Genomic DNA, 10,650 nt, shown 5'->3' with positions numbered 1-10,650 from the left:
CGTCGGGCACTACACTGGCGAAGTTCCGGCCCGCGGAAAGCCCCGACTCGCCCCACCCCCGTGGCCTCCCGACCCCCCCCTTTCCACCCTCACCCCCCACGCCGGTGGCCCGCGTCAGCGCCCCCACCGGTGCCGCGCCCGGGCCATGTCGACCCGGGCGCCGCGCATCGGGGTGCCCTCGGCGCGCAGCAGCCCGGGGGCGCGGCCGCCGTGGCAGGCCGGGGGCGTGCCGTCGGCGCGGACCACCCGCCACCACGGCACGTCGTCGTCCCCGTCCAGCAGCGCCATCGCCCGGCCCACCTGCCGCGCCCCGGCGCCGACGCGCTCCCCGACGTCGCCGTAGGAGGCCACGGTGCCGGGCGGGAGCGCGCGCACGGCCTCCCGGACGTTCCCGACGAGGTCGACGCCCACCATGGTCGGCCGCCCGGTCAGGGCACCCGCTCCAGGGCGCGGCTCCTGTGCATGGCGATGTGGTCGGTCCGGTCGCTCCTGATCTCGTACTGGGGGTCCTCCGGCGAGCACCGGCGCACATGCCCCTTGAACTCCACGTCCCGGGTGTGCTCGCGCAGGACGACCCCCTGGACATGACCGGCCTCGGAGTTCCACCGGACGTGGTCCCCGACGGCGAAGCGCTCCGTCATGGTCCGCTCCTCTCGCTCGGCGCGGTGCCGTACACCGCCATGGTCCCACCGCGCGGTGCGCGCGTCAGGGCGGCGGAGCGCCGGCGGGGGAGCGCGCGGCGGGGACGCCGGGAGCGCGTGGCGGGGACGGCCGGGAGCGACGGCCCCGGGGGGTACGGAAGGGCGTCGACGTGGGTACGGGCGGTGCGTGGGGATGGGGGCGGGACGCGTGCGGCCGGTGTTCGGCGAGGGCGGACCGCAGGGGGCGCGGCGGCGGGACGGTGCGGGGCGACGGGGACGCGGTGCGGCGGACCGCGGCGGGCGCCGGTCGGCGTGCCGGTCCGGGGCGGGCGCGGGCGGTGCGTGGCGATGCCCCGCGCCCGCTCCCCGCATAGGCTCCGACCGTGGACCCGGACCCCCGACCGCCCGCGGCGCGCACCGCCCGCACCCGCCCCGGCCGTCCGCCGTTCCCCGGGGCGGCGTGATGTGCTGGAGTCCGGCCGCCGACCTGGCCGCAGGCACCGCCGTCGCGGCCGTGGGCGTCGCCTGCGTGGCCCGGGTCCGCTCGCCGCGCGACCTGCCGCTCGCCGCGCTGCCGCTGCTGCTCGGCGCCCACCAGATCGTCGAGGCGGCCCTCTGGCACGCCGGGGGCGGGACCGGGCCCGCGACCCTCGCCTGGGCCGTCATCGCCCTGCCGCTGCTGCCCCTGTGGGTGCCCGTGGGGGTCCTGCTCGCGGCCACCGGTCCGGCCGTACGGCGCCGGCTGTCGCTGCCGCTGGCCGCGGGGGCCGCCACGGCCGGGGTGCTCGCCCACGCCCTGGCCACCGCTCCGGTCACCGCCGAGGTCCGGGGCCGGACGGTCGCGTACGCCCTCGGGCTCACCCATGTGCCGCTGATCGCCGCCGGGTACCTGCTGGCCACGGTGGGCGCGCTGCTGCTCTCCGGCGACCGGTGGCTGCGCGCCCTGGGCTGGGCGGCCGGGGCCGGGGCGGTGGTCTGCTGGGCCGTGTGGCGCTGGGCCTTCGTCTCGACGTGGTGCGCCGTCGCGGCCGTCTGCTCCCTCGTGCTGTGGGGCTGGGTGCGCTCCCGCCCGGACCGCGCGCCCGCGGACGGCGGCCCCGGTCCCCGCTGAACCGCGCTTCCGGCCCGGGCGGCCCTGCGGGGCGCGGCACGGGGCGGGCACGGCCGTGCGGGGCGGAGGCCCGTGGGCGCCCGCCCCGCACGGCCTCACGGCACCGTCAGCAGCCGCCGCAGTTGTAGTAGGTCACGTCCCAGTGGTTGCCCTCGTCGGCGTAGACGTTGCCCGACGCCGACCGGTACTGCGGCGCGCCGTCGCCGCGGACGCCGATGTAGGTGAACGTGTTCTTGACGTAGGCGGTGAGACAGGTGGACTTGCCGAGGTCGAGCTTGTAGCCGTTCCAGTGCGAGTACGTGCCCGAGGCGTGGCCGGTCTCGGTCCCGCCGGTGATGTTCAGCGCGCAGCCGATGGCCTTCTTGAGCGTCTGGGCGCCCTGCGCGCTGGTGAGGTTCAACTGGTCGAACGAGGTGCAGCTCGCGACGTTGCGGTCGGAGCAGTTGCCGGACGACGACCAGGTGACACCGGACTGGCGGAACATGGACGTCGCGGTGGCGTGGCTGACCTTGGTCGCCGCGGACGCGTCACCGGCGGTGCCGATGACCGCGGTCGCCGGCGCGGCGACCAGGGCGAGGGCGGTCACGAGCGACCGGACACGCCGGGCGCGGGGACGGGAAGTGGGGGGATTCACGGGATACCTCCATGCAGTGCGTCATGCCGCCAGTGGGGTGGTGGAGCATGCCGTGCGGGACGATGGTGCCCGAGCTCTACGCGCGTTCGCCAGAGGGCGTCGCGGTTCCGCGGCCGTCGGCCGCCGGATACCGGCCACGGCCGGGACCGGATGCCGAGATCACACTCCGGGCGGGAATGCCGGGACGGAGGCACCGGTTGGCACGTGTCATGCCCGACTCCTCCCCGCGGTCCCCAGGGTCCCGCATGCCGCTCGCCGTGTACATCCTCGGCCTGTCCGTCTTCGCCCTCGGCACCAGTGAGTTCATGCTCTCCGGTCTGCTGCCGCCGATCGCCGAGGACATGGGCGTCTCCATCCCCCGGGCCGGGCTGCTGATCTCGGCGTTCGCCATCGGCATGGTGGTCGGCGCGCCCCTGCTCGCGGTCGCCACCCTGCGGATGCCGCGGAAGACGACCCTGGTCGTCCTGATCTCCGTGTTCGGCGTCGGCTAGGTCGCCGGCGCGCTCGCCCCCACGTACGAGGTCCTCTTCGTCTCCCGGGTCGTCAGCGCCCTGGCCTGCGCCGGGTTCTGGGCGGTGGGCGCGGCCGTCGCCGTCGCCATGGTGCCGCCCACCGCCCGCGCCCGCGCCATGGCCGTGATGATCGGCGGCCTGTCCATCGCCAACGTCCTCGGCGTCCCGGCGGGCGCCTTCCTCGGCGAGCGACTGGGCTGGCGGTCGGCCTTCTGGGCGGTCGCGCTGGCCTCCGCCGTCGCCCTGGCCGGCGTGGTGACCCGGATCCCCCGCATCCCGCTGCCCGGGCGCAGGCCCCGCCTCGGCGGCGAACTGTCCATCTACCGCGACCGCCAGGTGTGGCTGGCCATCGGGATCACCGCGCTCGCGGGCGGCGGCGTCTTCTGCGCCTTCTCCTACCTCGCCCCGCTGCTCACCGACGTGGCCGGGCTGGCGGACGGCTGGGTGCCCACCGTGCTGGGGCTGTTCGGGATCGGCGCGCTGGTCGGCACGGTGATCGGCGGCCGGGTCGCGGACGCCCACCTGTTCGGCGTGCTCCTGTCCGGGGCCGCCGTCTCCACCGTGCTGCTGGCGGCGCTCGCGGTGTTCGCCGCCGTCCCGGCGGTCGCGGTGACTCTCTCGTTCCTGCTCGGCGTCTCCGCCTTCTACACTGCGCCCGCCCTCAACGCCCGGATGTTCAACGTCGCCGGGGTCGCGCCCACCCTGGCCGGCGCGACCACCACCGCCGCCTTCAACCTCGGCAACGCGGGCGGGCCCTGGCTCGGCGGCTCGGTCATCGACGCGGGCCTCGGCTTCGCCTCCACGGCGTGGGCGGGCGCCGCCATGACCGCCGGTGCCCTGGTGCTGATCACCGTCTCGCTGCGCCTGCACAGCCGCTCCCGCGTCGTCGCGGGCAGCCGTGTCACGCTCCCCGCCGCGGAGCGCGCGCCGAGCGTCTGACCCCGGGGCGGCGCCCCCGCTCCCGGCCGCCGCCGGGCCCCGCTCCCGGCCCCCGCTGCCGCCGAGGTCGGGCCCGGCCGACGGCGGGCGGGCCGGGCGACGCCGGCGGGCCGGACCTCGCGGGGCGTGGGTGGACGCGGGGCTCCCGGGCCGTCCCGCCGCCCGCCGCGTTGCCGTCCGGTGCCGCCGTCGGGTGCCGCCGTCGGGTGCCGCCGTGCCCGCCGGGACGGGCCGTGCGGGGTGTGCCGGGAGGGGCCGTACCAGGCCTGCCGGTGCCGCGTCGTCAGTCCTCCGGGGCCGGGACGCGCCCCGCGGGTTCGGGCTCCGCCGACGGCAGGAACCGGGCGGTCAGCGCCTGGTACATGCCCGCCCCCAGCACCCCCCCGACCAGCGGACCGACGATGGGCACCCAGAAGTACAGGTTGCCGTACTGGTCCCGCCACGCCCCCGAGTAGCCGGTGAGGAAGCTGGCCAGCCGGGGACCGAGGTCGCGGGCCGGGTTGATCGCGTAGCCCGCGTTGGTGCCCCAGGCCATGCCGATCGCCACCACGATCAGACCGATGACGAACGGCGCCAGGTTGGCCCGGGGCGGGGTGTTGAGCAGGTCGGTGATGGCGAGGATCAGCAGCAGGAGCAGCGCGGTGCCGATCACCTGGTCGCGGAAGGCCCCCCACTCGTGCACCGGCAGACCGGGGTTGCCGTTGGCGGGGAGCGTCGAGAACACGATCTGCGTCCGCACGGTGTGGCCGGGATCGGCCTTGGCCAGCGCCTCCGTGTAGTTCCAGCGGACCACCAGCGCCGCGACGAACGCCCCGGCCGTCTGCGCCAGCGCGTACGGCAGCACCTTGCGCCAGGGGAAACCCTTGAACGCGGCGAGGGCCACGGTGACCGCGGGATTGAGGTGGGCGCCGCTGAGCCGGGCCGCCACATAGACCCCGAGGGTGACGGCGAGCCCCCACGCCCAGGCGATGCTGTCGTGGTCCCCGAGCCCGCCCGGCGGGTCGGTCAGGGCACCGCCCGCGACCACCTGCGCCACCACGCCGCAGCCGAACAGGATGAGCACCATCGTCCCGGTGAACTCGGCGGACACCTCGCCCGCCAGCCCGTACCCCGCGCGCCGCCCGGCCATATGAGTCCGCCCTCCGCCGGAACCACCGGCCTCGACTGCCGTCATGGGGCAGGTTAGGGCGAACGGGGGCGTGGCGCATGTACGGTGCTATTCGCCCATTCGTCCGAAAGGGTGCACCGGTCCCGGGGGTGCTCCCCGGGACGGCGCATGTCGGGAAGCGACTCCGGGACCGGCGCTCCGGAGGCCCGGGAAGGGCCGCCGTGCGGCGTGCCCGCGCCCCGTCCCGGGCCGTCGCCCGAACGGTCCGGGTACCGACGTGCCGCCGGGAACCCCGTGTGCACAATGGTCGGGAGGTGCGACCCCCCGTTGCCGAGCGGTGTCCGACAGAACGAGGCAGCCGAGTGACTCCGACGACGCCCGCAGACGACCGCGACCCGCCGCCGGACGGAAGCGCGGCCGTCCTCCTGCTGGACGGGGACGGCGTCGTGCTGCGGTGCGCGGAAGCGGTGCCGCCGCTGGACGACCGCCCCCTCGCGGAACTCCCCGGACGGCACGTCACGGAGATCGCGGCCGACCCGGACGCCTGGACCGCCGCCCTCGCCGCCCCCGGACCGGCGCGCCGGACGCTGCGGACCGCCCTGATCCGGGAGGACGGCTCGGCGCTGGACGTCGACGCCGCCGTGACCCCGCTGCCACCGCCCCCGGGAGCCCGGGACGGCGGTGCGCGGTTCGTGGTCCGGGTGGCCCCCGCCGCCGACGCGCCCTCCGGCGGCGGCGACGAGGCGCTGCTGCGCACCCTGTTCGGCCAGCACCTCATCGGGCTCATCGTCCACGCCACCGATCTGCGCATCGTCCGCGCCAACCACGATCCGCGGCTCCTGCGCAGGTCCCGCTTCCCGGACGGCGAACAGCCGCCCGACCTGCGTCTCACGGACATCCTCGTGGCACGGGACGCCGCCGCCATCGAGGATCGCCTGCGCCATGTCCTGGACACCGGGGAGTCGCTGATCGGCTGGGAGCACCGGGCCCGCTACCGGATCAGCCCCGGTCGCGAACGGGTCGTCTCCCTGTCCGCCTTCCGCCTCCACGACTCCCGCGGCAGGGTCACCGGCGTCGCCGTGGTCTTTACCGACGTCACCGAGGGCCACACCTCCCGGCGCCGGCTCGGGCTGCTGTACTCGGCCGCCACCCGGCTGGGCCGCACCCTGGACATGACGCACAACGCCCGGGAGCTGGCCTCCCTGCTGGCGTCCGACTTCGCGGACCTGGCCAGCGTGGACCTCTCCGAGGGGGTCATCCGGGGGGAGGAGGCGGGCTCCTTCGGCCCCGGCACCCGTCTGCGCCGGGTCGCCGCCGCCGCGGCCGAGGGGGAGTGGCCCGAGGACATCCACCAGCGCGGCGAGACCATCCGCGCCCTCGGCGAACAGAGCGAGGCCATCCGGGAGGAGAGCGAGGCCCTGCTCGGGGGCCGCGCCGTCCTCGTCCCCGACCTGGCCGCCTGGCAGGAGGACCTGGGCGCCGACGCGGAACGGCGCCGCCTGCTCTTCCCGGCGATGGCCTCCTCCGCGCTGTTCGTCCCGCTCCACGCGCGCGGCGGCGTGCTGGGCGTGCTGGCGCTCTGGCGCGGCGGCGACAGCGCGCCCTTCACCGAGAGCGACGTGCCGCTGATCGAGGAGATCGCCTCCCGCGCCTCGCTGGCCCTGGAGAACGCCCGCCGCTACACCACCGAACTGCGCACCGTGGAATCGCTCCAGCGCAGCCTGCTGCCCCCCTCGCGGGTGGCGCTGAGCGCGGCCGAGTCCTCCGGCCTCTACGTCCCCGCCGACAACGCCCAGGGCATCGGCGGCTGCTGGTACGACGTGATCGAACTGCCCGCCGCCCGGGTGGCGTTCGTCATCGGGGACGTGGCCGGGCACGGGCTGGCCGCCGCCGCCACGATGGGGCGGCTGCGCACCGCCGTGCAGACCCTGTCCGACCTCGAACTCCCGCCGGAGGAACTGCTCACCCACCTGGACGACCTGGTGGTCCGGCTGGGCGCGGACGAGCCGGAGTCCCGGGTCGGCGGGGTGCTCGGCTCGACCTGCCTGTACTGCGTCTACGACCCCGTCACCGGCCACTGCGTCATGGCCGGGGCGGGACATCCGCCACCGGTCCTGATCACCGCGGACGGCGAGCACGCCCCCGTGCCCCTGACCCCCGGCCCCGCCCTGGGCACCGGGCACATGCCCTTCGAACCGCTGGACCTGACCCTCGCGCCGGGCAGCGTCCTGGCCTTCCCCACCCAGGAACTCGTCCGCGACGAGGGCCGGTCCCGGCGGCTGCGCGAGGCGCTGGCCGAGGCCGTGGCGGCGGGGGAGACCCCGGCCGCCACCGGGCGCGCCGCGCTGGACCGGGCGCTGACCGAACCGCCCACCGACGACGTGGCCCTGCTGGTCGCCGGGGTCCGGCTGCTGCCCCCCGGCTCCACGGCGACCTGGCGGCTGAAGGCCGAGCCCAGCGTCGTCGGCGAGGCCCGGCGGCTGATCGCCGCCCAACTGGCCGAATGGGACCTGGAGGGGCTGGCCTTCACCACCGAACTGATCGTCAGCGAGCTGATCACCAACGCCATCCGCTACGCGGCACCGCCCCTCGAACTGCGGCTGATCAAGGACGAGAGCCTGATCTGCGAGGTCTCCGACGCCAGCCAGACCCAGCCGCGGATGCGCCCCGCCCGGCTGATGGACGAGGGCGGGCGGGGGCTGTTCCTCATCGCCCAACTGGCGCACCGCTGGGGCAGCAGGTATACGCGGTCCGGCAAGACCATCTGGGCGGAGCAGCCGCTCGTCCCCGGCTGACCGGCGCGGCGACGGAGTCCGCCGGGGCCGCGGCCGGAGCGTCAGGGGCCCGGGGCCGGGTCACGGTGGCGGGGCGGTGGTCCCGTCCGTACCGCCACCGGGGGCACGGATCCGCGCGGCGGGAACGGACGCGCGCGTCCGGGGCGGACCCACGCCCTTGGGGCCGGGCCCGCGCGCCGGGAGTCGGCCCCGCGCGCTGGAGCCGGACCCGGCACCTGGACCGAGGCACGAACCGCCGCGCCGCTCAACGCTCCCCGCGCACCGGCCCTCCGGCCCGGGGAGGACGGTCCCGAGGGGCGCTTCCCGAAGCCGTCCCGGTACGGCGCGGTCCCGGGGCGGCGCGGCGGCCGGCCGTGGGGCACCGCACGACGCCGCCCGGCCGCGGTCGGCGTCGTGACGAAGGCTCCGCCGGCCACGGGGCACCGGCCCGGGCACCGCGCCCGCCGGTCATCCCCCGGCCGGACCCGGGGCGTCCCCCTCCCCGGCCGCCCGGAACTCCACCGCCACCACACCGTCCACCTGGCGGCACAGCTCCTCCAGCGCGGACGGCCGCACCTCCGCCGGGAGCCGCCCGCTCAGGGTGACGTGTCCGTGGGTGACGTCCACCTGCACCGAGGACGGGGCCAGCCCCAGTGAGCCGACCAGGGCCTCCTCGATGATCTCGGTCCGGATGAGCCGGTCCTGGCGCAGGAAGACCCGCAGCAGGTCGCCCCGGCTGACCACCCCGACCAGCCGCCCCGCGTCGTCGACCACCAGCAGCCGCTTGATGCCCGCCCGCGCCATGGTGCGCGCGGCGTCCACGACGCTCCAGTCCTCGCGCGCGCAGACCGCCGGGGAGGTCATCAGCCCCTCCGCGTCCGTGGCCGCCGCCTTGGCCGCCGCGGGCCAGCAGGGCTCCGCCGTCCCGGCCGACCCGTCCGGCTCACCGCCCCACATCTTCTGCAGGAGATCCGCCTCCGAGACGACCCCCACGGGCCGGTGCCCATCGTCCACCACCGGCACCCCGGTGATGTCGTACTCCTGCAGCAGGTGGGCGATCTCCTTGAACGGTGTCCCGCGCTGGACGCGGACCACGGCGTCGCTCATCAGGTCGCCCACCCTCTGGTGCTTCATCAGGGTCTTCCTCTCCGCTGCCGGACCGGCTCGTCCGGCGTTCGCCGTCCTTGCCCGTGAAACGTCCCGCGCGGCCCCGGGGTGCCCGCGAGCCGCCGCCGCGACCGGCGCCGGATGCACCCGAACGGAGGACACGGGCGGAGGAACCGGCGGCGCCCGGCCCACGGCCGACGGCCCGCCGGGAGCCGTCCCACCCGGGGGCGAGGCCCCGGCCGGGCCTCCGGCACCGGGGGCGGCCCGTCTCCGGCACGGGAGGCCCGTCCGTCTTTGGCGCGGAGGGGAGGCCCCCGGAGCAGGGGGCCGATCCGCGCCCGGCGTAGGAGGGCCTCCCCGCGGGCACATCCCTTCCCGGGCCCTCGGACTCCGCCGTGTCCGGCCGTACTCCGCCCGCGAGCGGCCCCCGTCGCGGGTGCCCCGACGCCCCATCACCCGAACAGGGACGGGAGACCGCATGACACCCCGCTCGCCGCACGCGCCCCGCTCACCGCGCCCCGCGCGCACCCGCCGCGTCGCCGTCGCCCTCGCCGCCGTCCTGTGCGCGGCGGTGGTGCCCCCGGCCGCGACCGCCGCCGACCGCACGGCCGTCCGGGGAGCGGCGCCCCCGGTGCCGCTGCGGGTGGCGACGTACAACATCCACGCCGGAGCGGGCCAGGACGGCGTGTTCGACCTGGACCGCACCGCGGACGCCCTGCGGGAGCTGCGCGCCGACGTGATCGGCCTCCAGGAGGTCGACGTCCACTGGGGCGAGCGCAGCGGCTTCGCCGACGAGGCCCGCCAACTCGCCGCGGGACTCGGCATGCGCGTGTTCCTCGCCCCCGTCTACGACCTCGACCCGGCGACCGAGGGGGCCCCGCGCCGCCGCTTCGGCGTCGCCGTGCTGAGCCGCCTTCCGGTCCTGGCGGCGCGGAACCACGAGATCACCCGGCTCTCCACCCAGACACCCGACCCCGTCCCGGCGCCCGCGCCCGGCTTCGCGGAGGTCGTGGTCGACGTGCGCGGGGTCCGCGCGCACGTCTACTCCACCCATCTGGACCACCGGGCCGACCCGGCGGTCCGCCGGGCCCAGGTCGCCGACATGCTCGACGTCCTGGCCGCGGGCACGGGCCCGAAGGTGCTGGTCGGCGACTTCAACGCGGAACCGGGGGCGGCGGAGCTGGCGCCCCTCTGGCGGCGGCTGCGCGACGCCGCGCCGGACGCCGGGCCCACCTACCCGGCGCTCGGCCCCGTCAAGCGCATCGACCTCGTCGCCGTCTCGCCCGGGGTCACCGTCACCGGCGCCCGTACGGTCGCGACGGCGGCCTCGGACCACCGCCCGGTGGTCGTGGACCTGGCCGTGCGCGGCCGGGACCGCCGCCCCGCCCCGCGCCCCGCCGGACCGGCCGCGGCCGCGTTGTCCGACCCCCTCGCTACGCTCGGCCCATGAGTGTCTCCCTCTACTACCGGGCCGACCGCGCCACACCCCTGACCGAGGCCGAAGCGGCCCTCGTCCAGCGCGTCGCCGCCGCCCACACGGCCTCCTTCCCCTACGAGGACGAGGAGAGGCTGTACCTCTACGAGGGCGAGGACGACGCCCCCGGGCGGATCGTGGGCGGCTCCACCAAGATGCCGTTCGACCCCGACCGGGTGGTGACGGTCATCGTCCGGGTGCTCGGCTCAGTCACCGAACTGCGCCGCGCCCTGCCGGACGCGCGGTGGAGCGTCCACCTGGACGACCTCGACGTGCCCTGGGACGAGACGGAGGGCTACGCCCTGCCCGGGATGGACCGCCCGTGGCCCGGCGGCGAGTTCTGACCCGCT

Annotated in this window: 9 protein-coding genes and 1 pseudogene; 5 read left to right on the top strand and 5 right to left on the bottom strand. The window is 76.9% G+C overall.

Going from position 1 to position 10,650, the window contains the following annotated elements:
* Positions 1–114: 114 nt before the first annotated feature.
* Both ACZ7LB_RS20400 and ACZ7LB_RS20395 read right to left on the bottom strand, forming a co-directional pair.
* Positions 115–414 (bottom strand): MGMT family protein, encoded by a 300-nt coding sequence (locus ACZ7LB_RS20400; RefSeq protein ID WP_471469963.1) that lies wholly within the window; start codon positions 412–414, stop codon positions 115–117.
* Positions 415–428: 14 nt separating this feature from the next.
* On the bottom strand, positions 429–641 hold the full coding sequence (locus tag ACZ7LB_RS20395) for a hypervirulence associated TUDOR domain-containing protein (RefSeq protein WP_471469961.1): 213 nt from the start codon (positions 639–641) through the stop codon (positions 429–431).
* Positions 642–1,104: 463 nt separating this feature from the next.
* Here ACZ7LB_RS20395 and ACZ7LB_RS20390 point away from each other — a divergent pair, with 463 nt between their 5' ends.
* Positions 1,105–1,752 carry a DUF6629 family protein gene (locus ACZ7LB_RS20390; protein ID WP_471469960.1) on the top strand — a complete coding sequence of 216 codons (648 nt, stop codon included), beginning with the start codon at positions 1,105–1,107 and terminating at the stop codon, positions 1,750–1,752.
* A gap of 106 nt (positions 1,753–1,858) precedes the next feature.
* Here ACZ7LB_RS20390 and ACZ7LB_RS20385 read toward each other — a convergent pair whose 3' ends face one another.
* Positions 1,859–2,386: a hypothetical protein gene (locus ACZ7LB_RS20385; RefSeq protein WP_471469958.1), complete on the bottom strand. Its 528-nt coding sequence runs from the start codon at positions 2,384–2,386 to the stop codon at positions 1,859–1,861.
* A gap of 245 nt (positions 2,387–2,631) precedes the next feature.
* Here ACZ7LB_RS20385 and ACZ7LB_RS20380 point away from each other — a divergent pair.
* Positions 2,632–3,837 (top strand): annotated as a pseudogene (locus ACZ7LB_RS20380) (Cmx/CmrA family chloramphenicol efflux MFS transporter).
* A gap of 283 nt (positions 3,838–4,120) precedes the next feature.
* Here ACZ7LB_RS20380 and ACZ7LB_RS20375 read toward each other — a convergent pair.
* On the bottom strand, positions 4,121–4,966 hold the full coding sequence (locus ACZ7LB_RS20375) for an MIP/aquaporin family protein (protein WP_471470121.1): 846 nt from the start codon (positions 4,964–4,966) through the stop codon (positions 4,121–4,123).
* Between the two features lie 341 nt (positions 4,967–5,307).
* On the opposite strand from ACZ7LB_RS20375, the gene ACZ7LB_RS20370 reads away from it, so the two are divergent.
* The gene (locus tag ACZ7LB_RS20370; RefSeq protein WP_471469956.1) at positions 5,308–7,740 is read left to right on the top strand and encodes a SpoIIE family protein phosphatase; all 2,433 of its coding nucleotides are present in this window, start codon (positions 5,308–5,310) and stop codon (positions 7,738–7,740) included.
* 447 nt (positions 7,741–8,187) lie between these two features.
* Here ACZ7LB_RS20370 and ACZ7LB_RS20365 read toward each other — a convergent pair whose 3' ends face one another.
* Positions 8,188–8,853, bottom strand: a complete 666-nt coding sequence (locus ACZ7LB_RS20365; RefSeq protein WP_471469954.1) for a CBS domain-containing protein — start codon at positions 8,851–8,853, stop codon at positions 8,188–8,190.
* A 451-nt stretch (positions 8,854–9,304) separates the two neighbouring features.
* Between ACZ7LB_RS20365 and ACZ7LB_RS20360 the strand changes: the two genes are divergently transcribed.
* Both ACZ7LB_RS20360 and ACZ7LB_RS20355 read left to right on the top strand, forming a co-directional pair.
* Positions 9,305–10,276, top strand: a complete 972-nt coding sequence (locus ACZ7LB_RS20360) for an endonuclease/exonuclease/phosphatase family protein (protein WP_471469952.1) — start codon at positions 9,305–9,307, stop codon at positions 10,274–10,276.
* Positions 10,273–10,644, top strand: a complete 372-nt coding sequence (locus ACZ7LB_RS20355) for a hypothetical protein (protein ID WP_471469950.1) — start codon at positions 10,273–10,275, stop codon at positions 10,642–10,644. Before ACZ7LB_RS20360 ends, ACZ7LB_RS20355 begins: the two co-directional genes overlap by 4 nt.
* The last annotated feature ends 6 nt before the right edge of the window (positions 10,645–10,650 follow it).

It is taken from the genome of Streptomyces sp. NPDC107521 (assembly GCF_055598485.1).
This window is presented reverse-complemented; position numbering and strand designations above follow the sequence as displayed.

Excerpts from the sequence above, each read along its gene's own strand:
- ACZ7LB_RS20400 (WP_471469963.1), bottom strand. The coding sequence starts at position 414 with ATGGTGGGCGTCGACCTCGTCGGGAACGTCCGGGAGGCCGTGCGCGCG.
- ACZ7LB_RS20395 (WP_471469961.1), bottom strand. The coding sequence starts at position 641 with ATGACGGAGCGCTTCGCCGTCGGGGACCACGTCCGGTGGAACTCCGAG.
- ACZ7LB_RS20390 (WP_471469960.1), top strand. The coding sequence starts at position 1,105 with ATGTGCTGGAGTCCGGCCGCCGACCTGGCCGCAGGCACCGCCGTCGCG.
- ACZ7LB_RS20375 (WP_471470121.1), bottom strand. The coding sequence starts at position 4,966 with ATGGCCGGGCGGCGCGCGGGGTACGGGCTGGCGGGCGAGGTGTCCGCC.
- ACZ7LB_RS20365 (WP_471469954.1), bottom strand. The coding sequence starts at position 8,853 with ATGAAGCACCAGAGGGTGGGCGACCTGATGAGCGACGCCGTGGTCCGC.
- ACZ7LB_RS20360 (WP_471469952.1), top strand. The coding sequence starts at position 9,305 with ATGACACCCCGCTCGCCGCACGCGCCCCGCTCACCGCGCCCCGCGCGC.
- ACZ7LB_RS20355 (WP_471469950.1), top strand. The coding sequence starts at position 10,273 with ATGAGTGTCTCCCTCTACTACCGGGCCGACCGCGCCACACCCCTGACC.